This window comes from Streptomyces sp. NPDC031100 (assembly GCF_055570785.1).
This window is the reverse complement of sequence record NZ_JBVIGN010000002.1, coordinates 76,924-98,026: the sequence shown is the minus strand read 5'-3', so window position 1 is coordinate 98,026 and position 21,103 is coordinate 76,924. Positions and strand designations below refer to the sequence as shown.

16 protein-coding genes are annotated in these 21,103 nt (G+C 72.0%); 5 read left to right on the top strand and 11 right to left on the bottom strand.

Annotated elements, in window-relative coordinates:
- Nucleotides 1–8: 8 nt before the first annotated feature.
- The 3 genes from lanKC (ACZ5DS_RS04790) to ACZ5DS_RS04780 form a co-directional block, all read right to left on the bottom strand.
- Nucleotides 9–2,672 (bottom strand): class III lanthionine synthetase LanKC, encoded by a 2,664-nt coding sequence (gene lanKC / locus ACZ5DS_RS04790; protein ID WP_468234119.1) that lies wholly within the window; start codon nt 2,670–2,672, stop codon nt 9–11.
- 423 nt (nt 2,673–3,095) lie between these two features.
- Nucleotides 3,096–5,726, bottom strand: a complete 2,631-nt coding sequence (lanKC, locus tag ACZ5DS_RS04785; RefSeq protein ID WP_468234117.1) for a class III lanthionine synthetase LanKC — start codon at nt 5,724–5,726, stop codon at nt 3,096–3,098.
- Nucleotides 5,727–5,745: 19 nt separating this feature from the next.
- On the bottom strand, nt 5,746–6,870 hold the full coding sequence (locus ACZ5DS_RS04780; RefSeq protein ID WP_468234115.1) for a radical SAM protein: 1,125 nt from the start codon (nt 6,868–6,870) through the stop codon (nt 5,746–5,748).
- A 285-nt stretch (nt 6,871–7,155) separates the two neighbouring features.
- Between ACZ5DS_RS04780 and ACZ5DS_RS04775 the strand changes: the two genes are divergently transcribed.
- The 3 genes from ACZ5DS_RS04775 (at nt 7,156) to ACZ5DS_RS04765 (ending at nt 10,677) form a co-directional block, all read left to right on the top strand.
- Nucleotides 7,156–7,956, top strand: a complete 801-nt coding sequence (locus tag ACZ5DS_RS04775) for a helix-turn-helix domain-containing protein (protein WP_468234113.1) — start codon at nt 7,156–7,158, stop codon at nt 7,954–7,956.
- Nucleotides 7,957–8,116: 160 nt separating this feature from the next.
- Nucleotides 8,117–9,349, top strand: coding sequence for a trypsin-like serine peptidase (locus tag ACZ5DS_RS04770; protein WP_468234111.1), 1,233 nt, complete (start codon nt 8,117–8,119; stop codon nt 9,347–9,349).
- A 134-nt stretch (nt 9,350–9,483) separates the two neighbouring features.
- The gene (locus ACZ5DS_RS04765; protein WP_468234108.1) at nt 9,484–10,677 is read left to right on the top strand and encodes a trypsin-like serine peptidase; all 1,194 of its coding nucleotides are present in this window, start codon (nt 9,484–9,486) and stop codon (nt 10,675–10,677) included.
- Between the two features lie 106 nt (nt 10,678–10,783).
- Here the strand turns inward: ACZ5DS_RS04765 and hflX are convergent, their stop codons facing one another.
- The 6 genes from hflX to miaA form a co-directional block, all read right to left on the bottom strand.
- Complete coding sequence (gene hflX, locus ACZ5DS_RS04760; RefSeq protein WP_468234106.1) at nt 10,784–12,274, bottom strand: GTPase HflX; 1,491 nt, start codon at nt 12,272–12,274, stop codon at nt 10,784–10,786.
- A gap of 145 nt (nt 12,275–12,419) precedes the next feature.
- Nucleotides 12,420–13,961 carry a M1 family metallopeptidase gene (locus ACZ5DS_RS04755; RefSeq protein WP_468234104.1) on the bottom strand — a complete coding sequence of 514 codons (1,542 nt, stop codon included), beginning with the start codon at nt 13,959–13,961 and terminating at the stop codon, nt 12,420–12,422.
- 96 nt (nt 13,962–14,057) lie between these two features.
- On the bottom strand, nt 14,058–16,277 hold the full coding sequence (locus tag ACZ5DS_RS04750) for a RelA/SpoT family protein (RefSeq protein WP_468234101.1): 2,220 nt from the start codon (nt 16,275–16,277) through the stop codon (nt 14,058–14,060).
- Between the two features lie 282 nt (nt 16,278–16,559).
- Nucleotides 16,560–17,435 carry a diaminopimelate epimerase gene (dapF, locus tag ACZ5DS_RS04745; RefSeq protein WP_468234099.1) on the bottom strand — a complete coding sequence of 292 codons (876 nt, stop codon included), beginning with the start codon at nt 17,433–17,435 and terminating at the stop codon, nt 16,560–16,562.
- Nucleotides 17,436–17,629: 194 nt separating this feature from the next.
- Nucleotides 17,630–18,142 (bottom strand): hypothetical protein, encoded by a 513-nt coding sequence (locus ACZ5DS_RS04740; protein ID WP_468235086.1) that lies wholly within the window; start codon nt 18,140–18,142, stop codon nt 17,630–17,632.
- A 108-nt stretch (nt 18,143–18,250) separates the two neighbouring features.
- Complete coding sequence (miaA, locus tag ACZ5DS_RS04735) at nt 18,251–19,189, bottom strand: tRNA (adenosine(37)-N6)-dimethylallyltransferase MiaA (protein WP_468234097.1); 939 nt, start codon at nt 19,187–19,189, stop codon at nt 18,251–18,253.
- Nucleotides 19,190–19,367: 178 nt separating this feature from the next.
- On the opposite strand from miaA, the gene ACZ5DS_RS04730 reads away from it, so the two are divergent.
- Together ACZ5DS_RS04730 and ACZ5DS_RS04725 are read left to right on the top strand one after the other, a co-directional pair.
- Complete coding sequence (locus ACZ5DS_RS04730; protein ID WP_468234094.1) at nt 19,368–19,643, top strand: hypothetical protein; 276 nt, start codon at nt 19,368–19,370, stop codon at nt 19,641–19,643.
- A gap of 25 nt (nt 19,644–19,668) precedes the next feature.
- The gene (locus tag ACZ5DS_RS04725) at nt 19,669–19,941 is read left to right on the top strand and encodes an antitoxin (RefSeq protein WP_468234090.1); all 273 of its coding nucleotides are present in this window, start codon (nt 19,669–19,671) and stop codon (nt 19,939–19,941) included.
- A gap of 111 nt (nt 19,942–20,052) precedes the next feature.
- On the opposite strand, the gene ACZ5DS_RS04720 is transcribed toward ACZ5DS_RS04725, so the two are convergent.
- Both ACZ5DS_RS04720 and ACZ5DS_RS04715 read right to left on the bottom strand, forming a co-directional pair.
- Complete coding sequence (locus ACZ5DS_RS04720; protein WP_468234087.1) at nt 20,053–20,766, bottom strand: class III extradiol dioxygenase subunit B-like domain-containing protein; 714 nt, start codon at nt 20,764–20,766, stop codon at nt 20,053–20,055.
- A 32-nt stretch (nt 20,767–20,798) separates the two neighbouring features.
- The gene (locus ACZ5DS_RS04715; RefSeq protein WP_468234085.1) at nt 20,799–21,068 is read right to left on the bottom strand and encodes a hypothetical protein; all 270 of its coding nucleotides are present in this window, start codon (nt 21,066–21,068) and stop codon (nt 20,799–20,801) included.
- Nucleotides 21,069–21,103: the final 35 nt, after the last annotated feature.

Sequence of the window (21,103 nt, the reverse complement as noted above, 5' to 3'; positions counted from 1 at the left end):
AAGGCGCGTCAGAACAGGTCGGCTCGGCGAACCCAAGCGCGGCTCGGGTCAGGGCTGTGGGCGGGCAGGAGGAAGGACAACGACTCGTGGGATGGGCTGTTCAGGCCGGCCGTGCGGGCGACATGGGCTGCCAGGAGGATGCCGGCGGCTCCGGTGGCCAGGTCCATGGAGAGGTGCTGCAGGCTGTCGAGGGCGAAGGCGGTGGTGCCTTGATACGGGACGGCGTGGGGGGCGAGTCGATGCAGGTGCGCATGGGAGCCGGAGGGGTCGTCGAGGTGGGCGAGGGTGTACGCGTGTCCCGCATGGCCGGTGAACAGCCCGGGGGAGGGCAGGAGTTCGGTGTCGAGGCCGGCCCGGATGCGATCGCGGGCCGAGGCGAAGGCGGGGTGGCTCGCGAACCTGAGGTAGGCGTGGAGGGCGAGGGCGATGCCCGCGCTGCCGCGCTCCAGTCCGCCGAGCCGGACGCGACCGTCGGTCACCTGGAGATGTCCCTCTGGCGAGGCTGTGCACTGGTCCAGGTCGCGGGTGAGGGCGAGCCGGGCGAGGTCGAGGTGTCGCTCGTCCGCGTCGGTGGCGGCGTCGGCGAAGAGCCGGGTGAAGAGCAGGGCCGGGCCCGACCAGCCGTGCATGAGTCCGGCATGCCGGGCGGGCGCGGGGGACGGTCCCGTCAGGCGTCGGCCCAGCTCGTCGGCGATCCGGGCGGCCGCGTCGGATTCGCCGAAGTGCCGCAGGACGAGGGCGATGCCGGACAGCCCGCCGAACAGGCCGGGTCCGCAGCCGTCCAGGTCGATGGTGTGGAGGCGTTCGAGGGTGGCGCGGGCCTCGTCGGGCCTGCCGAGCGTCTTCAGGACCCAAGCGACGCCGGCGAGGCCGTCGTACAGGCCGGGGCGTGGGTGGCGCAGGCGGCTGACTCGGGTGACCAGCCACTCGGTCCACGCCTCGAACGCGGGGATGCCGGCGTGGTGTCCGGTGGTGTGCAGGGCGTGCAGAACACCGGCGGCACCGAAGGCGAGGGCGGCTCCCTGGCCGTCGAACTGGCGGACGTCACCGGGAAAGAGCCGGTCGGTGCGGTGCGGTGTGGCGCTGTGCACGATGCCGTCGCGCAGGGAGTCCAGGACGAGATCCCATGGCGCCGCCGGGTCGGCGCCCTCGGGCGCGTCACCGGTCGGCCAGGGCGCCACGGGCCTGGCGGGGCCGGTGGGCGCGGTGGGGGTGGTGGGGGTGTTCGTGGGCGGCGGTGGCGTGAGGGCTGTGCGGATGCGCTCGGTGACCTCCGGCGGCAGCGGGAAGCGTTTCCGGGCCCAGGTGAGGAGTTGGTCCGTCTTGGCCGGGTCGAAGCGCAGGAGGGGGGTGAGCGGGCAGAACAGCGCGAGGCCCAGGCAGCCCAGTGCGTAGGTGTCGGCGGCGAAGCCGGTGCGGGCCCAGGGAGCCGAGAACCCGGGGGTGGTCAGGGACACGGGGGCGGTGTCGGTGACGGCATGAGCGGTCTCGAAGTCGATGACGCAGATGCTGCCGTCCTCGCGGAGCAGGACGTTGGCGGGTTTGAGGTCGCCGAGGACGATGCCGGACGAGTGGAGCCGGGCGACAGCCTCCTCGACGCGGCCGAGCACGTCGAGGGCCCACCGGGTGTACGGGCCGACGGCGAGCGGGCCCGTGGTGCCGGGCGGTGCCGTACGGGCCGGATCGGCGGCCGGCCGCAGCAGCGGGTTGAGGCGGCCGATCGCCTCGTGCAGCGGCTCGCCGTCGACGTGTTCCCGGACCAGGAAGTGGTGCTCCCAATGAGTGGTCAGGGTGTGGACCCGCGGGACGCAGGCGAGGTGGGACAGGCGCTGGAGCACGGCGTGTTCGCGTCGCAGGCGCTGCACCGCGTCCGCGCCGTTGCGGTCCAGGCCCGCGTGCGGGCGGGCCTCGCGCAGGACGACCGTGCGGCCGGTGGCGTGCTCGACGGCCCGGTAGACACCGCCGCCGTTGGAGAAGTGCAGGGCCTTCTTCACCGTGTAGGGGAAGGGGTCCGCCCGGGTGCTGTCGCGCGTCGTCCGCAGCTGGTCGGCGAGGAAGGAGGGCATGGGGGCCCAGTCCGGGATGGTGAAGGACGGGCGGCGCCGATCGGGTACCGGCCGGCCGTCGGGCCGTGTCATGGCCGGCACCCAGTCCCCCTCGGGCGAGAAACAGTAGGCCGCCTCGAAGGCGCCGTAGCGGACGTAGAGCGGCCCCTCGCCCCAGCGCAGGTCGCTGAGGACGTACGGGCCCCGTACGTCCTTCAGGAGGGCGGTGAGTTCTTCGAGCGTGTGGTGCAGGACCAGGTCGCCCTCGGGGTAGAGCGTGAGGAGCTTGCCGCCGGCGGACCGGTCTGCCTGTTTGGCGTTCCGGTGGGTCAGCAGGGCGCCGCTGCGCAGGAACTTGAAGGGGATGACGCGTTCGACGCAGTACGTCCATGTGGTGTCGACGGTGCGGGAGGCGTCCTCGCTCCGGGCGGACACGTGCACCTTCCAGCCCTGTGCGGGTCGATGGCCCGAGGTGGGCAGCAGGTTGATCCAGCCACCGTGTTCGACTCGGCGCCAGCCTTCAGGGGTGTGCCGCAGGCCCGCCGGAAAGCGGCTGTCGGTGTCGGTCAGGTGGTCCGGCGCTTCGGTGAAGACCGGGCCGGTCGTGGTGTCAGGGGGTGGACGCACAGCATTGCCCTTCGGCTGTGGCACGAACGGGTTCTCGCGGGCGGGCCGGCGCGGGTGCCGGGGCCTTCACGACGCGTCCCGCTGCGGGCCGCAAGGGGCCCGCAGCGGTCTCAGCTCGACTTGTTGCGGCCCGGTCTCACTCCGCGCCGATGCTGCTGTGGGCGCTGTTGGCGCACGGCCATGCAGCGGGTGCCTCCTCTTCCAGCTCCTGGAGCTCGAGGATCTCCTGCATCGTCATCACCCCCTCTCCGTACCGCCGACGGGCCATGTGTGGGGACGATTCGGGCGTCCCGTCTCACAGGCCCGCGCGACGAGGCCGGTCTCACTCCGCGCCGCGTGCGCTCTCGTAGCTGTTGGCGCACGGCCATGCAGCGGGTGCCTCCTCTTCCAGCTCCTGGAGCTCGAGGATCTCCTGCATCGTCATCACCTCCTCTCGGTGTCGCCGACGGAGCGGGTGGGCCGCGTGTCGAGGAACGGCAGCGGGTGCTGCCCCCGTTTCTCGAACGCGGAGTCGAGGGCGAGCAGGACGCCGGCCGACCCCGTCGCCAGGTCGGCCGAGAGCCTGTTCTTGCGGTGGCCGGGGAAGGCCAGCCGGCCCCGGTGGCTTCGGGCGTGCCAGGCCAGGCGGCGGATCTGGGCCCGGATGACCGGCACGTCGGCGGGATCGTCGAGCGCGGCGAGTGTGGCGATCGTCCCCGCCCGGCCGCGCAGCAGTCCGCTGTTGCGGATGTGGACGCCGGCGGCGGTGCGCCGCAGTGCGGTCAGCAGCGCTGCCTTGTCGGGGTCGGAGCGCAGCCGGACCTGGTCGCGGACCACGGTGGCCAGGCCCAGGCTTCCTCCGTGCAGGTACGGCAGGTTGTGCCGGCCGGCGAGCACGACCGCGCCGTCGGGCAGGGTGGTGCAGCGGCCGATGTCGTGCGCGATGACGCGCTCGGACAGGGCGAGGAAGCGACTGTGGTCCCACCCCTCGATCTCGTGCAGGTCCCGCCCCTCCATCTCGTGAAGGTCCGCCCCCTCCATCTCGTGGAGGTGCAGGAACAGCAGGGCCACACCGGTCGGGCCGTGCAGCAGGCCTCGGGGATCCGGCCGTCCGGGGCGGGCGGAAGGGGGTTTCGGTACGTACGCCCGGGCCAGCACGTCGGCCATCCGCAGCGCCTCCGTGCGGTACGCCTCGGTGCCGGTGACGCGGGCGAAGTGCAGCAGTGTCAGTGCCGCGCCGGTGAGTCCCTCCGTCAGGTCGGGACTGTCCGGGTCGGGTGGCGGGCAGCGCTCCAGTACCGCGAGGGCGGCGTCGCGGTGGCCGAGCAGGTCGAGCGTGAGGGCTACGCCGTGCAGTCCGTCGTAGAGCCCCGGCCGGGCGACGGACGTGCGCTCGGCTGCCTCCTGCAACCAGGTGACGTACTCGGGCGGTACGGAAGCACCCACCCGGTGCAGGGCGTACAGGACGCCTGCGGCGCCGTATCCGAAGCCGTACCCGCCCAGCGCGGCGCGTCCGGTCGGCGTGGCGGGGAACAGCCTGTCGGGGCGGTCGGGCGTGGCCATGGCGTGGATGCCGTCGATGAGGGACTGCCGCACCACGGGCCAGTCCAGCCGGTCCAGGGCTGCCACGGCGGAGTCCTCCAGCCACGGCGGGGCGTCCCCGTCCCGTCGTGCGGTGAGCGCCGGCAGCAGCCCGGCGCAGCCGAACCGCTCCGGCACGGGGAACAGCTCCTCCACGGCCCTGACCAGCGAGGGTGCCGTCGCCGGGCCGGACCACGGCGCCAGGCAGAACAGGTGCAGCGTCAGCCGGGCGAGGAGATGGGCCATGGCCTCCTCCGGTCCGAGCCCGTCCGGGACGCCCGCGTCACGGTCACCGCTGCCGGCCGCGCGGCTGTCGTCGGCATCCGCCAAGGCCCGGATGCCGACGAGCGCGATCCCGCCCGAGTCCCGCACCACGATGTTCTTGGGGTCCAGGCCGGTCAGACGCACACCGCGATCGAGGCAGGACCGCAGCGCCCGCTCGACCTCCTCGACGGCTCCCAGGGCCCACGCCGTGTACGCGGCCGCCTCCGGACCGGTCCGCCGGTCCACGGTGAGCGGCATGCGTGCTCCGGCCGTCTCCTGCAACGACGGGCCCTCGATGTGGTCGACGGCGAGAAAGCGATGTTCCCCCCAGGTGCTCAGCTGCCGCAGCCCGGGCACGCACGAAAGCCCGGCCAGCCGCGTCAGCAGCTTGCCCGTCCGGTCGAGGCGGGTGACCGCGTCCTGCCCGTACCGGTCAACGCCCGCGTGCGGACGCGCTTCGCGCAGGACGACCTGCCTGCCGGTGTGCCGTTCGGTCGCCAGGTAGGTGCCACCGCCGTTGCGCATCGCCAGCGCCCGGCGCACCCGATAGGGGAACGTGCCGCCCGTCGTGTGGTGCAGGGCGTCCTGGTCGGGTTTCAGTGCCGCGGGCAGTTCCACCCAGTCCGGCAGGGCGAAGACGGTGCCTCGGGTGTCGGTCACGAGGGATCCGTCGGGCCGGGCGAGCGCGGTCAGCCCGTCGTCTGCGCTCCGGGGGCACGGGTGCGGGCGGGTGCTCGTGTAGCGCACATGCACGGGAGTTGTCCCGTGTCGAAGGGCGGGCAGGATCCGAGGTCCCTGCGCGCCCTCGAACAGGACCGACAGTTCGGACACGATGCCGGTCAGCCGGTCCTCGTCCTGCGGGTGCAGCATCGCCATGACGCCGCTGGTGAGCCGGTCGGCCTCCTCTGCGTTCAGCGCCTGCGCGGCGGCGGCACTTCGTACGATCGCGAACGGCAGCGAGCGGGCCACGCAGTAGTGCCAGACGGTCTCGGCCACCGACTCCGCCCCCGCGGGAGTCGAGGAGAGCTCGATCCGCCAGCCCTGCTCCGGTGGCCGCGTCCCCGGTGGCGTCCACCGCACCCACCAGCCGGCCGGGGACCGCGTCCACCCGGTCGGTGGCTCGCGCCGGGCGGCGGCGAACCAGCTCCCCGCGTCCGGCAGCCGTTCCGGAAACTCGTAGAAGTCCGGGTCCGCCAGGCAGAACCGGTCGTAGTCGCGCGGCGACAGCACGGCAGCCTCCCCCGGTCGCTCAGGCGGTGCGCTGCGGCAGGGACGGGCCGGGCAGGCCGACGAACTCGGGCGGATCGAGACGGACCGATCGCCGGGCGATCCGCGCGCGTACGTCGTCCGAGCCGAAGTGCAGATCGAGCGTGCGCACGGCCTCGCCCCACTCCCTCCGGGTGCGGACGCCCGTCAGCACCGACAGGACGAAGGGGTCGTCCCAGCGGGCGACCGAGCGCTGCCAGACCTCGGCGGGCGGCTCGTCCAGCAGGTTGCCGACGGTGCCTTCGTAGACGGGGATACCCCGCACCTCCCCGTCGGGTTCGAGCAGCATCAGCGGAATCCGCTCCCGGTGCGTCGGCTGGTCCGGCCGCATCATCAGATCCAGGTTGTCCAGGGTGAAGACCTGCACCGAGTCGGGCGCCAGCTCCCGCAGCCGCGCACGGGTGCGCTCGTCGGTCAGCTGAGCGGCCTGTGCCTCCTCCAGGAGTTCGTGCTCCGCGAACTCGCGGCGGCTGGCGAGTCCTTCGGGCACGACGGCGTTGAAGGACAGGAAGCACAGACGGGGGAACCGCGGCGCGATCTCGGTGGCGAACCGCTCCAGCTGCCCGAAGTTGGTCCGTACGACGACACAGTCCGTGCCGAACCACAGTCGCGGCCCTCCCCGGGCGGCTCGCTCGGCGGCGAGGTCGTCGAGCATTCCGAGCGTCTTCATGACGCGGGCGAAGGACCCCGCCCGCCCGCGGATCCGGTCGTGCACCTCCGCGGTGGCGCCGTCGAGGCTGACCAGCACCTCGTCGAAGGTTTCCGCGACCTCCCCGATCAGCCTCCGGTTCGTCACCCACCCACTGGTGTTGATCGACGTACGGATCCCGGCCTCCTTCAGCAGCCGCGCCGGCTCCGCGATGCGGGGCACGAGCATCGGCTCACCTCCGGAGAACGCCACGACCCGGGGCCCCAGCGAGACGAGCGCCTCCGCGAGCCGCAGCATGTCCGCGTGCCCGAGCTGCCGCGACGGCCGTCGCCCCGACTCGGAGTAGCAGTGCGAGCAGCGCAGGGGACACGCGTAGGTGAGATCCCACACGACGACTTCGGGCCCTGGAATGCGGCGCGTGGCCGTCGGCTCCTGCGTCTGCTGTCCGGTGACACTCATAGGCGGCTGCTCCTGACGGAAGGGCGGCTCAGGGCGTCTGGCCGGCGCGGACCGTGCCTGCGGAAGACCGTGGCACGGCCGGCTGCGAGCGGCCCAGCAACGGTCCGCTGAGCGGACCCGCACGGCGGCGGGGCGGACCGGCCCGGTGGCGGGGCGGACCGGCCCGGTGGCGGGGAGATCTCCGTAATTGCCGACACAGCCCAATTGACGTTCACTACAATGGAATTGACCGATATGCGGAACTGACCACTCCGCCGGACGGACAGCAGCGACGGGGGAACAGCCATGCCCGATGGCCCTCAGCCCGCACCGGAACCAGCGCACTGCCCGCACCGTCACCGCACCACACCCACCTCAGCCGGACGCGGCGTCCTGGAGGGCGCCTTCCTCCTCCTGGAGGAACTGACCCGGTCCGGCGAATCAGGACTGACCCAACTGGCCTCGCGCACCGACCTGCCCAAGGCCACCGCCCACCGGCTCCTCGACCAGCTCGTCGCGCTCGGCGCGGTCCACCGTCACGCGGGCCGCTACCGCATGGGCGCGCGGACCTTCCGCTTCGGCCAGGCGTGGCAGCCCGCTCCCCTGCTGCGCTCGGCCGCCGCCCAGCCCCTGCGCGGGCTCGCAGCGGCCTGCCGGGGCAGCGTGAGCATGGCGGCGCGGGAGTCGGACAACGTCCTCGTCGTCGGCGGTATGCAGGGCGAGGCCGACGAGGTCTTCCCCCTCCGCGCCGGCGTGGTCCTGCCGCCCGCCAGCGCGGCCGAGATCGCCCTCAACGGCACCCACCAGGGCGAGGTGGCGTACGACTACGAAGCAGCCTGTGCCCCGTTGTGCTGTGTGGCAGCGCCCGTCCGCACCCCCGCGGGAGCGGTCGTCGCCGCCGTGGCCGTCGTCGTGCTCACCGAGAACCGCCACCTGCTCCCTTCCCTGGCCGAAGCCACCCGCCGCACCGCGGACCTCGTCAGCTCCAACCTCGCGCGCGTACCGGCGGCCCACCGCACCCTGCACTCCCTGACGGTGCGTCACCCAGGACGGGAGGAAGCCGATATCAGCCGTCGGACGTCGATGGCCAGGGCGGACAGCTCGTAGCGAAACCGTTGCCGTCCCGTCGGAACTCCCCCACGGCGACCGCATAGTGTGTGGTCCCGTTCTCAGAGGTCCGTGAGACCGCCATGAACTCCCCATGAGTTCATGGCCGGTGTCGGGGACCCAAGCGCCTAGTTCCTTCACAGCAGGGGGAGTCACGAGCATGCGATCCATACGGCCGTCGTTCACCGTTCGCCGAGGGAGGGGTGCGTCCCGCAGAACCTCCCCCGTGCTGGCGACGGTCGCCCTCGTCTCGGCGCTGGCCCTGACCGCCACCGCCTGCAACGGCGACGGTGACGACAACGCCAACGGCCGGCCGACCGCCAGCGCGACGGCGGACGGGCCCGGAGACGGAAAGATCCAGATCCCGGACGACATCAAGGACAAGCTCAAAGAGCACGGGATCGACATCGACAAGTGGAAGAACGGCGCCTGGAAGAACTGGAACAAGGACGACTGGCTGCGCGAGGCCAACGACTTCATCAACCCGATCATCAAGGGCCTGTGGGACCCGGGCCGGATGCGGGACGCCAACGACCCGGACAAGGGTGTCGACGACAACGACATCTCCGGTGACCAGGGGGTGACCGACCCGACACCGGCGCCGGTGAAGGCGCAGGCGGTCAAGGCGCCGTACCACACCAACGCGGCCACCTCGGGCAAGCTGCTCTTCGACTCGCCCGAGGGCCACATGGTCTGCTCGGCGACGGTCGTGGCGGACCCGGCGCACCCGGGCAAGTCCAACCTCGTCTGGACGGCGGGCCACTGTGTGCACGCCGGCAAGAGCGGCGGCTGGTACCGCAACCTCGCCTTCGTGCCGTCGTACAACAACGCGGGCAAGTCGGTCGACCAGCTGCAGAACGCCACCCGGGACGAGATCGCGCCGTACGGCGTCTGGTGGGCCGACGCGGCGAAGACGTCCCAGCAGTGGATCGACCAGGGCGGTGAGACCGGCGGCAACGGAGCCTCGTACGACTTCGCCGTGATCCATGTGACGCCGGAGCAGGGCAACGTCGGCAAGTCGCTGGAGGAGACGGTCGGCGGCGCGCTGCCGGTGAACTTCAACGCCCCGGCCGTGCCGAAGGTCAAGAGCATCACGGCGACCGGCTACCCGGCGGCACCCCCGTACGACGGTCAGCTGGCGTACCAGTGCCAGGACAAGCCGGGACGGCTGTCGATCGAGAAGTCGGACCCGACGATGTACCGGATCGGCTGCACGATGACCGGTGGCTCCTCCGGCGGCGGCTGGGTGGAGACGGGCCCGGACGGCAAGCCGGCGCTGGTCTCCAACACGTCCATCGGCCCGGTGACATCGGGCTGGCTGGCGGGCCCGCGCCTGGGTGAGGTGGCCAAGGGCGTGTACGAGTCGGTCAGCAAGAAGTTCGCCGGGCAGTAGCGGCCGCCCGGACAGCCCGCGCACGGACGGCGGCGAGATCTCTCACGGGAACCTTCACCCTCTCGCCGCCGTCCGTCCCCAATCGCCCGGGCATAGTGGGGTGTCACCAGTGGTTCAACGGGGGTAATCGCACCATGCGTTCCGCACGTACGTCCTCGACGCGCCGGCGTCGTACCGTCCTCGCCGCGGCCGGGCTCGTCGCCGCCCTGGCGCTCACCGCCACGGCCTGCAATGGTTCCGACGAGAAGGCGGACGGCCAGGCCGGCGCCGGTGCTTCGCAGTCCGCCGGCGACGGCGACAAGATCGAGATCCCGGCCGACATCGCGAACCGGCTCAAGAAGCACGGTATCGATGTCGACCAGTGGAAGAACGGCGGCTGGAAGAACTGGGACAAGGACAAGTGGCTCAGTGAGGCCAAGGACTTCGTCAACCCGGTGATCCAGGGTCTGTGGAAGCCGGAGCGGATGAAGTCCGCCAAGGAGGCCAACAAGACGCTGACCACCAAGGACGCCGCCGACCAGGGCGTCAGCGATCCGGAGCCGCGGCCCGTGCAGGCCGAGGCGGAGAAGACGCCGTACCACCGGAACGCGGCCCCCGTGGGCAAGGTCTTCTTCGACTCGCCCGAGGGTTCGATGGTCTGCTCCGGCACGGTGATCAAGGACGTCAACCACCCGGGCAAGTCCAACCTGGTGTGGACGGCGGGCCACTGCGTGCACGCCGGCGAGAACGGCGGCTGGTACCGCAACATCGCCTTCGTGCCGTCGTACAACGACCTCGGCAAGCCGGAGTCGGAGCTGGCGAACGCGACGGCCTCGCAGGTCGCCCCGTACGGCACCTGGTGGGCGGACTGGGCCTCGACCTCGAACGAGTGGATCCAGGGCGGCTCCGAGACGGGCGGTGCGGGGGCGGCGTACGACTACGCGGTGCTGCACGTGAAGCCCGAGAACGGGGCGAAGTCGCTGGAGGAGACCGTCGGGGCGGCCCTCGACGTCGACTTCTCGGCGCCGTCCGCGACCGAGGTGGCGAGCATGGGCGCCTGGGGGTACCCGGCGGCGCCGCCCTACAACGGGCTGAAGATGTTCAAGTGCCTCGACCGGCCCGGCCGGCTGTCGCTGAACTCGTCGCTGCCGACGATGTACCGCATCGGCTGCACGATGACCGGCGGCTCCTCCGGTGGCGGCTGGTTCCGCGTGGTCGACGGCAAGACCGAGCTGGTGTCGAACACCTCCATCGGTCCGACCGACAACACCTGGCTGGCCGGCCCGCAGCTGGGCAAGGAGGCCGAGGCGCTCTACCAGAACATGAGCACGACCTACGGCGGTCGGTGACACCCACCGGGTGACAGCCACCGAATGACACCGAGCCGGCCCCGGCATGACGCATGACGAAGGCCCGCCGCCCCGACGGGGTGGCGGGCCTTTGCTCTGCAGAGGGTCAGGCCGCGGGCGCCGGCGCGTAGGGCGCCAGGTCCGCCGCGAGTTCCTCGTGCACCCGGACCTTGAGCAGGGTGCCCTCCGCGGTGTGCTCCTCGGAGATCACCTCGCCCTCGGTGTGGGCGCGGGCGACCAGCTTGCCGTGGGTGTACGGCACTAGCGCCTCGATCTCGACCGACGGCCGCGGCAGGTCGCGGTCGATCAGCGCGAGCAGCTCCTCGATGCCCTTGCCGGTGCGGGCCGAGACGGCGATGGAGCGCTTCTCGATCCGCAGCAGCCGCTGGAGCACCAGCGGGTCGGCCGCGTCGGCCTTGTTGATCACGACGATCTCGGGCACGTCGGTGGCGCCGACGTCCCGGATCACCTCGCGCACGGCGGCGAGCTGCTCCTCCGGCGCCGGGTGCGAGCCGTCCACCACGTGCAGGATCAGGTCGGAGTCGCCGACCTCCTCCATGGTGGAGCGGAACGCCTCGACCAGGTGGTGCGGCAGGTGCCGGACGAAGCCGACGGTGTCGGCCAGGGTGTACAGCCGGCCGCTCGGGGTCTCCGCGCGGCGGACGGTCGGGTCCAGGGTCGCGAACAGGGCGTTCTCGACCAGGACGCCTGCGCCCGTGAGGCGGTTGAGCAGGGAGGACTTGCCGGCGTTGGTGTAGCCCGCGATGGCGACGGACGGCACCTTGTGACGCCGGCGCTCCTGGCGCTTGATCTCGCGGCCGGTCTTCATGTCCGCGATCTCCCGGCGCATCTTCGCCATCTTCTCGCGGATCCGGCGCCGGTCTGTCTCGATCTTGGTCTCACCGGGACCACGCGTGGCCAGGCCGCCGCGACCGCCACCCATCTGGCGGGACAGCGACTGACCCCAGCCTCGGAGCCTCGGCAGCATGTACTGCATCTGCGCGAGCGCGACCTGCGCCTTGCCCTCTCGGGACTTGGCGTGCTGGGCGAAGATGTCCAGGATCAGGGCCGTACGGTCGATGACCTTGACCTTAACGACGTCCTCCAGCTGGATCAGCTGGCCCGGGCTCAGCTCACCGTCGCAGATGACGGTGTCCGCGCCCGTTTCGAGGACGATGTCGCGCAGCTCCAGCGCCTTGCCGGAGCCGATGTAGGTGGCCGCGTCGGGCTTGTCACGGCGCTGGATCACGCCGTCCAGCACGAGCGCGCCCGCGGTCTCCGCGAGGGCGGCCAGCTCCGCGAGGGAGTTGTCCGCGTCCTGGGCGGTTCCCGTGGTCCACACCCCGACGAGCACGACCCGCTCCAGGCGGAGCTGTCGGTACTCGACCTCGGTGACGTCCTCCAGCTCGGTGGAGAGACCCGCCACACGGCGCAGGGCCGCGCGCTCGGAGCGGTCGAACTGGTCGCCGTCCCGATCGCCGTCGATCTCGTAGCTCCAGGCGACGTCCTCTTCCATCAGGGCATCGGCCCGAAGACCCTCGGGATAGTCGTGCGCGAGGCGCTTGGTGTCCTGGGAAGGGGAAGAAGAGGAGGTCATTGGATCCTTACGTCGATGAGAGTGCCGTGACGGCGCCGATACGGCGGTCATCGGGAACAACGCACGAGTACCCCGGGAGATTCCCGTGTCCCGTGCCGCGCCGACCTGAAGATGGTCGCACGGCACGGCCCGTCTCGTCACCGCCTTATTTCCGGGCCCGCGCCGGGCTCCGGCCCTTGGCTCCCTTGGCTCCCTTGGCTCCCTTGGCTTCCTTGGGCGCTGCCGTGGGCTTCCAGTCCGGGTGGCCGGGCATCGGCGGGGTCTTCGCGCCGTACAGCCAGTCCTTGAAGAAGCCGTTCAGATCGCGTCCGGCGACATTCGAGGCGAGGCGGACGAAGTCGGCGGTGCCGGCGGTGGAGTCCCGGTGCTCCCGGACCCACGTCCGCTCCAGGCGCTCGAACGCCGACCGGCCGATCTCCTGACGCAGGGCGTACAGCACCAGTGCCGCGCCGTCGTAGATGTTGGGGCGGAAGATGCTGATCTTCTGGCCGGGTGCGGGCACCTTGGGCAGGGCGGGCGGCCCGCCGGCCTCACGCCAGCGGTCGGAGGCGCCGTAGGCGGACTTCATCCGGTCCTCCAGGGGCTTGTGCGCCTTCTCCTCCACGTAGAGAGCCTCGTACCAGGTGGCGTGCCCCTCGTTCAGCCAGACGTCGGACCAGGTGCGGGGGCTGACGCTGTCGCCGAACCACTGGTGGGACAGCTCGTGCACCATGATCGAATCGATGTACCACGCGGGATAGGCGGGCTCGCTGAACACGCCCTTCTCGAAGAGCGAGAGGGTCTGCGTCTCCAGTTCGAATCCGGTGGAGGCCTGGGCCATGAGCACGCCGTACGTCTCGAACGGGAACCGGCCGACCTTGCTCTCCATCCACGCGATCTGGTCGGGCGTCTTGGCGAGCCAGGGTTCGAGCGCCTTGCGGTCGCCGCTGGGCACGACGTCCCGGACCGGCAGTCCGTGCGGCCCCTCGCGGTGGACGACGGCGGAGCGGCCGATGGACACCTGGGCGAGTTCGGTGGCCATCGGGTGCTGGGTGCGGTAGGTCCAGGTGGTGGAGCCGCCGACCTTGTCCACCCCGGTCGGCACGCCGTTGGCGACGGCGGTGTAGGCGTTCGGGGCGGTGATCCGGAAGGTGAACATCGCCTTGTCGGACGGGTGGTCGTTGGACGGGAAGACCAGGTGGGCGGCGTCGGCCTGGTTCGCCATGGCAAGGCCGTCGGAGGTGCGCACCCAGCCGCCGTCCTGGTCCTTGCCGGGGACGGGCTCGCTGGTGTGCTGCACGGTGATCCGTGTCCAGCTGCCCTCGGGCAGGCGGCTCTCCGGCGTGATCACCAGGTCCTCGCCCGCGCTGGTGAAGGCGGCGGGGCGGCCATCAACCTGGACGGACCGGACGGTGCCGTGCGCGAAGTCGAGATTGATGCGGTCCAGGTCGGCGGTGGTCCAGGCGTTGATGGTCGTGACGGCCTGCAACGGCTTGTCGTTGCTGCCGGGATAGGTGAAGGACAGGTCGTACGACGCCACGTCGTATCCCGGGTTGCCCAGGTACGGGAAGAGCCGGTCGCCGACGCCCAGGGGCTCGGCCGCGCCGGTCGCGGCGAGGAGGCAGACGGAGACGGCGGAGGCGAGCAGGGCCGCCTTCCGGTGCCGGAGGATCCTGGGTCTGGGCCTGGGGCGGGAGTTGAGCACCATGCCCCACCGCTACCAGTACGCGGATGCGCCAGGGCGGCGACTCGCGCCCGGCCCACCCGAACGGGTCGGCCCGGGCGGCCTTCCGGACGGGATGCCTCAAGGTGCCGGCGCCTGGTGCTGGGCCCGGCTCACGTCGTACACGCCGGGCACGTCGCGCATGGCGCGCATGAGCGCCGGAAGGTGGGCCGCGTCGGGCAGTTGGAGGGTGTAGGTGTGGCGGACGCGCTGCTGGCTGGGCGGTTCGACGGTGGCGGAGACGATCTCGGCGCCCTGCAGGGCGATCGCCTCGGTGAGGTCGGCGAGCAGATGCGGGCGGCCGAACGATTCAGCGACCAGCGTGACCCGGCACTCGGTGGTGTCCCCCCAGCGCACGCCGATCTCCGCGCGCCCCCGGCTCTTCATGTGCGCCACCGCGGCACACTCCACGCGGTGCACGGTCACCACTCCCCCGCGTACGGCGAAGCCCGTGATCTCGTCGGGCGGTACGGGCGTACAGCACCCGGCGAGGCGTACGGCGGCCCCGGGCGGGTCCACCAGGACGTCGGCGCCGCGGGGGCGGGCGGCGGGGCCGGGGTGGGCGCCGTCGGTCCGGGCGGACCGGAGGGCCGCGCCGCTCGCCCCGGGCATGCCGTCGACCGCGCCCGCGCCGCTCCCCCCGGCCCTGCCGCTGTCCGTGCCGGCCGCGCTCCCGTCCGCGCCGTCGGTCCCGCTCTCCTCGCCTCCGCCCGGATGCGTCGCCAGCCACCGCTGGATGGCGATGCGGGCGGCCGGGGTGTGGGCGTGCTCCAGCCACTCGCGGGAGGGCTCGGAGGCCGGGTCCTGGCCCATGAGGAGCTGGACGGTGTCGCCGTCCCGAAGGACCGTGCTGAGGGTCGCCAGACGGCCGTTGACGCGCGCGCCGATGCAGGCGTGGGCGTCCTCGCCGTACTGCGCGTAGGCGGCGTCCACACAGGTCGCCCCCTCGGGCAGGCCCAGGGTGCCGCCGTCGGGCCGGAAGACGGTGATCTCGCGGTCCTGGGCGAGGTCCTCGCGCAGGGTGGACCAGAAGGTGTCGGGATCGGGCGCGGCCTCCTGCCAGTCCAGGAGGCGGGAGAGCCAGCCGGGGCGGGTGGGGTCGGCACGCTCGCCGTCGGCCGGGTCGTCGGAGCCGGGCGCGTACGGGTTGCCGAGGGCGACCACGCCGGCCTCGGCGACCTTGTGCATCTGGTGGGTGCGGATGAGGACTTCGGCGACCTGGCCGTCCGCGCGGGCGACGGCGGTGTGCAGCGACTGGTAGAGATTGAACTTCGGTACGGCGATGAAGTCCTTGAACTCCGAGACGACCGGCGTCAGACAGGTGTGCAGTTCGCCGAGGACGGCGTAGCAGTCCGCGTCCTCGTTCACCAGCACCAGGAGGCGGCCGAAGTCGGCGCCGCGCAGTTCGCCGCGCTTGCGGGCCACCCGGTGGACGGAGACGAAGTGGCGGGGGCGGATGAGGACTTCTGCCGGGATGTCGGCCTCGCGCAGCACCCCGCGCACCTCGTCGGCGATCTCCGCGAGGGGGTCGTCGGACCGGGCCGCGTTGGCGGCGATCAGTTCCCGGGTGTGTGCGTACTCCTCGGGATGGAGGATGGCGAAGACGAGGTCTTCCAGTTCGGTCTTCAGGGCCTGCACGCCGAGGCGTTCGGCGAGCGGGATGAGGACGTCGCGGGTGACCTTGGCGATCCGCGCCTGCTTCTCGGGGCGCATCACGCCGAGGGTGCGCATGTTGTGCAGGCGGTCGGCGAGTTTGATCGACATCACGCGCACGTCGCTGCCCGTGGCGACGAGCATCTTGCGGAAGGTCTCGGGCTCGGCGGCCGCGCCGTAGTCGACCTTCTCCAGTTTCGTGACGCCGTCGACCAGGTAACGCACCTCCTCGCCGAACTGTTCCCGCACCTGATCCAGCGTCACGTCGGTGTCCTCGACGGTGTCGTGGAGCAGAGAGGCCGTCAAGGTGGTGGTCTCCGCGCCGAGTTCGGCGAGGATCAGGGTCACGGCGAGCGGGTGGGTGATGTACGGCTCGCCGCTCTTGCGCATCTGGCCGCGGTGCGAGGACTCGGCCAGGACGTAGGCGCGGCGCAGGGGTTCGAGGTCCGCGTCGGAGTGGTGGGCGCGGTGCGCCTCGACGACATGGCTGATCGCGTCGGGCAGGCGGCCGCGGGCGGCCGGACCGAGCAGCGCGGCCCGGCCGAGCCGGCGCAGGTCGATCCGGGCCCGGGACTTCCTGCGGGCCGCTGCGGGCGCCGTGGGCGCTACCGGGCCAGGGGTCGCAGGGTTCGTGGCCTCCGCACTCATGGGCACCTCCGGCTCGTCAACCGGCGGACGGAGCCCAGGGCATGCGCGGCTCAGGGATGGCGACGTTCCCCCGTCCGTGCCGGTGCTTGATGCTACCGAGCCCACCACGCGCGACTGACCGCCTCTCGCCGAGCGTGAAACGGATCACCCATTCGAGCGATGACGAGGAGGTTTAGAGTTTGCGCCACCTGCCCTGCAGTCGGCCGCGATTTCGAACGGTCCCGGCCGCCGGAAAGCGCCGAACCCGGCGTCCGGAACCGCTCTTTGCACGCTTTCCCCAGGTCAGCGGAGGGCGTTTTCCAGCCACTCGGCGTCGATCTCGCCCTCGGCGACGATCACGGCGGGTCCGGTCATCTCGATCTCGCCGTCGGGCCGCTCGGTGATGACCAGGCGCCCGCCGGGCACGTCCACGGTGTACGTCGCCGGCGTGCCGGTGACGGCCGGGTCGGCGCCGTCGCGCCGGGCGGTGGCCACGGCGACCGCGCACGCGCCCGTGCCGCACGAGCGGGTCTCGCCGGAGCCGCGCTCGTGCACACGCATCGCGACGTGGCGGGGGCCGCGGTCGACCACGAACTCGACGTTCACCCCGTCCGGGTAGGCGGTCACGGGGCTGACCGGCGGCGCGCTGAACAGGGTGCCGGCGTGCGCGAGGTCCTCGACGAAGGCGACGGCGTGCGGATTGCCCATGTTCACGTTGCGCGCGGGCCAGCTGCGCTCGTCGACGCTCACCGTGACGTCCCCTTCGGGCAGGCGGGCGCGGCCCATGCCGATGGTGACGTCCCCGTCCTTCGCGATGTGGACGGTCTTCACGCCCGCGCGCGTGGCGATCGCAAGGTCCCCGGCGACCACGTGTCCGGCGTGCTGGAGGTAGCGGGCGAACACACGGGTGCCGTTGCCGCACATCTCCGCGATCGAGCCGTCGCCGTTGCGGTAGTCCATGAACCACTCCGCGTCGGCGGCCATCTCCCTGGCCTCCGGGTGCGCTGCGGACCGCACGACGTGCAGCACCCCGTCGCCGCCGATGCCGGCACGGCGGTCGCACAGGGCGGCGACGGCGGCCGGCGTGAGGTCGAGGGCGTTCTCGGGGTCCGGAAGGATCACGAAGTCGTTCTCGGTGCCGTGACCCTTGAGGAAGGGGATGCGCGTGCGCGTGCTCATTCCTCGATCGTAAGGGAACGCTCCGCCGGGGGGCCGATGTGAGGTGCCGGTGCTGGAGGGCCGATGTGAGGTGCTGGTCGGTGGTGCCGGTCGGTGGAACGGTGCGGGTCGAAGGGACGCTGGTCGCGCCCATGCGGCGGAGCCGCATATCGATACGGACCCGCGCCCCTTTGGGCGCTCCAGCTCGAGGTGCGTCAGCGCAGGCGGGCTACCCGCCAGATGGCCAGAACGACCACCACGGCCACCAGCAGCACGTACCCGAGCACCACCCGCCAGTCCGGGCGGCGGCCCGAGCCGCGTGCGGGCAGGCCCGGCCAGGTGTAGCCCACGCGGCGGGCGGCCATCATGCCCCAGCCCGCGGCACAGGAGCAGATCAGCAGGCCCAGCATGGCGATCACCGCTCCGCTGTCGCCGAAGTCGAAGGCGAGCGGGAAGGCGAACATCAGAGAGCCGCCGGCGGCCAGGGCCACGATGGGCGCGAGCTGCCAGATGCGCAGCCGCCGCTGCGGGCGCAGCTCGACCTCGACCTCCGGACCGCCCGTGTACATCTCCTCGGGCGTCGGCCCGTCGGCGGTCACGCCGTCCACGGTCTCGTCGGGCCCGTCGTCGGTCAGGGCGGTCAGACGGTCCTCACCCTGTTCCGTTTCGGCACCGTCGCTGGTGACGTGCTCGGCACTTTGTGCGGTGTCGCGAGGGCCGGCCTCCATCGCCACGCGCCCTCCCAACTAGGACTCCACTTGGTCGATCGAAGCTCGATGATGGCACGGCACCGGAGGCCGCGTTGACCGGCGGCGCATCCCGATGCCATGACGTGATCAGGCTGTGACCGGTCGTTCGACCAACGCCAGAGCCAGCCGCGGAAGTTCCGCGCGGTCCGCCACGGCCCCGCTCAGCCAGTGCACGCGGGGGTCGCGCCGGAACCATGAATCCTGGCGGCGCGCGAAGCGCTTGGTGGCCCGCACGGTCTCGGCCCGCGCTTCCGCTTCGGTGCATTCCCCGGCGAGCGCGGCGAGCACCTGCTGGTAGCCCAGCGCACGCGACGCCGTGCGCCCCTCGCGCAGCCCCTGCGCCTCCAGGGCGCGCACCTCGTCCACGAGCCCCGCCTCCCACATCCGGTCGACGCGGCGCGCGATGCGCTCGTCCAGCTCGGGGCGGGCGACGTCGACACCGATCTGGACGGTGTCGTACACGGAGTCGTGGCCTGGAAGGTTGGCGGTGAAGGGCTGCCCGGTGATCTCGATCACTTCCAGGGCGCGGACGATACGGCGGCCGTTGCTGGGCAGGATCGCACGGGCGGCCTCGGGGTCGGCGGCGGCCAGGCGGGCGTGCAGCGCGCCGGAGCCGCGCAGTGCCAGCTCCTCCTCCAGGCGGGCCCGGACCTCGGGGTCGGTGCCGGGGAACTCCAGGTTGTCGACGGCTCCGCGGATGTACAGGCCGGAGCCGCCGACCAGGATCGGCCAGCGGCCCTCGGCGAGCAGGGCGTCGATCCGGGCGCGGGCCAGTTTCTGGTACTCGGCGACGGAGGCGGTGACCGTGACGTCCCAGATGTCCAGCAGGTGGTGCGGGACGCCGGCGCGCTCCTCGGGCGTCAGCTTGGCGGTGCCGATGTCCATCCCTCGGTAGAGCTGCATGGAGTCGGCGTTGACGACCTCGCCACCGAGTCGTTGGGCCAGGAAGACGCCTAGATCGGACTTTCCGGCCGCTGTGGGTCCGACGACGGCGATGACACGGGGGGCGAGGGGTGCACTGCTCACCGCACCAGTCTCGCAAACCTCCCGGCCACGCCTCGAACGAGTTACGTGACGGCGCGCATTCCGGGTCGTTGCACCGAGGTGCCGCCCGCCGGTTGCCGGAGGCGCTGACCCGGGTGGCGCAAACGGACGCACCGTTCGGCGCGGGATTTCGCTCGCACGAGTAACGTATGGAGTGGATATGGGCGTTTTTGCACGGCTCCTCGGTAGGTCGAAGGCGACGCAGGAGGAGGCGGCGGCCGCCGCACCGCAGTCCGACACCGAGTCGGCAGCGGCCGAGGCGGCGGAAGCGGCTGAGGCAGCGGAGGCCAAGGGGACGGTCGAGGACGGGCGCGAAGGTACGGCGACGGAGTCGGAGACCGCCGGGACCGACGCGGCCGAGGGCGCCGAGATCCCCAAGCAGCAGTCCGCGGACGAAGCCGCGGACAGCGAGGCCGGTGAGGGCGCCCGCACGTGACTGTCCCCGTGAGGGAAGGTGGATCATGGGTCTCTTGGACAATGTGAAGGCCAAGCTCGCTCCGGCCAAGGACAAGGTGTCGGACCTCGCGCAGAAGCACGGCGACAAGGTCCAGCACGGCATCGACAAGGCCGCCAAGGCGGTGGACGAGCGGACCAAGGGCAAGTACAGCGACAAGATCCACGCCGGTACGGACAAGGCGAAGGGGGCGATGGATCGCCTCGCGCACAAGGAGGGTCCGCGGGCCGACGACGCCACGACCCCCACCCGGCCGGAGGACCCGCCGCCGGCTTCCTGAACGGCACGCAGATCGGCGGACGGCCGCGGAGCACCAGGGCTCCCGGCCGTCCGCCGTTTCCCGTCCGGCCGCGCTTCACTGCCGTGGCCGCACCAGCCGTTGCGGCTCCGGCTAGGACCACGTGGCGACCAGGTAGCCGACGCCGTACGGGGCGTCGTCGTAGAGCAGTGCGCCGCTCAGGCCCGCGCCCTCGGCCGCCCCGGCGAGGACCTGCCAGGAGGCGCGGCCGGAGGCCTTCAGCTCGTACGCCAGGTCGGCGTCCAGCGCCTCGACGGCCGCCACGTCCGCCGCCCCCAGCGCACGCGCGACCTCGGCGTCGAAGGGCGCCGCCCGCTCGTCCAGGTAGCCGGGCGCCTTGAGCGTGCGGCACGCGCTGGCGTCGCCCATCACCAGCAACGCGACCCGCCCGGCCCGCGCGCCGATCTCCCTTCCGGCTTCGATGCACCGCTCGGGCGCGAGCGGTTCCCCGACTCCGAGTCCCTCGATCGGGGCATCCGCCCAGCCGGTGCGCTCCAGCAGCCAGGCGCCGACGGCCAGTGACGGAGGCAGTTCGCGCTCGGGGACGGCGTCCGTGGCGGGTCCCAGCCGTACGTCCAGGTCGACACCGAAGCCGCGGAAGGAGCCCGGGGTGCCCTGCGGGTAGCGGCCGCCCCCGCTCTGCCCGGCGGGCCCGACGACCACCAGCACGTCGGGGCGGGCGGCGGCGAGCACGCCGAGCGCGTCGGTGCACGCCGCGCGCGCGGCGTCCATTTCGGGTGCGGCACCCGCGGCGACCTCGGGGACGAGCAGTGGAGGGCAGGGGCAGACTGCGGCGGCGACAAGCATGATCGGCAGCGTAACGCCGTACGCAGGCCGAGTCAGTCCTCGATGAGCACGTCCGTCAGATCGATCAACGTGAGGACGAGGATGACCAGCGTGCCGTCGCTGATCACGTACTCGATGAAGAGGTTGCGTGACAGAGCGATCGCACGCGTGGCCTCGTCGCCGCGGACGGGGTGGGAGAGCTTGTGCCGCGGGTCGGTCACCAGTATGGCCAGGCCGCGCTCCAGCACGTCACGCCGGTCGGCGGGCAGGCTGTCTCGGACCTGGGCGGCCTCTTCGGTGAACGCGACTCGGTACGGCAACATGCAAAGCTCCTTTCCACCCGCATTGCGGCAGGCCC

What these genes read in the sequence shown, in the direction of transcription:
- ACZ5DS_RS04740 (WP_468235086.1), bottom strand. Translation starts at nt 18,142, where the DNA reads ATGGAGGCCGGCCCTCGCGACACCGCACAAAGTGCCGAGCACGTCACC.
- ACZ5DS_RS04725 (WP_468234090.1), top strand. Translation starts at nt 19,669, where the DNA reads ATGGGTCTCTTGGACAATGTGAAGGCCAAGCTCGCTCCGGCCAAGGAC.
- ACZ5DS_RS04780 (WP_468234115.1), bottom strand. Translation starts at nt 6,870, where the DNA reads ATGAGTGTCACCGGACAGCAGACGCAGGAGCCGACGGCCACGCGCCGC.
- ACZ5DS_RS04720 (WP_468234087.1), bottom strand. Translation starts at nt 20,766, where the DNA reads ATGCTTGTCGCCGCCGCAGTCTGCCCCTGCCCTCCACTGCTCGTCCCC.
- ACZ5DS_RS04750 (WP_468234101.1), bottom strand. Translation starts at nt 16,277, where the DNA reads ATGAGTGCGGAGGCCACGAACCCTGCGACCCCTGGCCCGGTAGCGCCC.
- hflX (WP_468234106.1), bottom strand. Translation starts at nt 12,274, where the DNA reads ATGACCTCCTCTTCTTCCCCTTCCCAGGACACCAAGCGCCTCGCGCAC.
- ACZ5DS_RS04755 (WP_468234104.1), bottom strand. Translation starts at nt 13,961, where the DNA reads ATGGTGCTCAACTCCCGCCCCAGGCCCAGACCCAGGATCCTCCGGCAC.
- ACZ5DS_RS04770 (WP_468234111.1), top strand. Translation starts at nt 8,117, where the DNA reads ATGCGATCCATACGGCCGTCGTTCACCGTTCGCCGAGGGAGGGGTGCG.
- ACZ5DS_RS04715 (WP_468234085.1), bottom strand. Translation starts at nt 21,068, where the DNA reads ATGTTGCCGTACCGAGTCGCGTTCACCGAAGAGGCCGCCCAGGTCCGA.
- dapF (WP_468234099.1), bottom strand. Translation starts at nt 17,435, where the DNA reads ATGAGCACGCGCACGCGCATCCCCTTCCTCAAGGGTCACGGCACCGAG.
- ACZ5DS_RS04765 (WP_468234108.1), top strand. Translation starts at nt 9,484, where the DNA reads ATGCGTTCCGCACGTACGTCCTCGACGCGCCGGCGTCGTACCGTCCTC.
- ACZ5DS_RS04775 (WP_468234113.1), top strand. Translation starts at nt 7,156, where the DNA reads ATGCCCGATGGCCCTCAGCCCGCACCGGAACCAGCGCACTGCCCGCAC.
- ACZ5DS_RS04730 (WP_468234094.1), top strand. Translation starts at nt 19,368, where the DNA reads ATGGGCGTTTTTGCACGGCTCCTCGGTAGGTCGAAGGCGACGCAGGAG.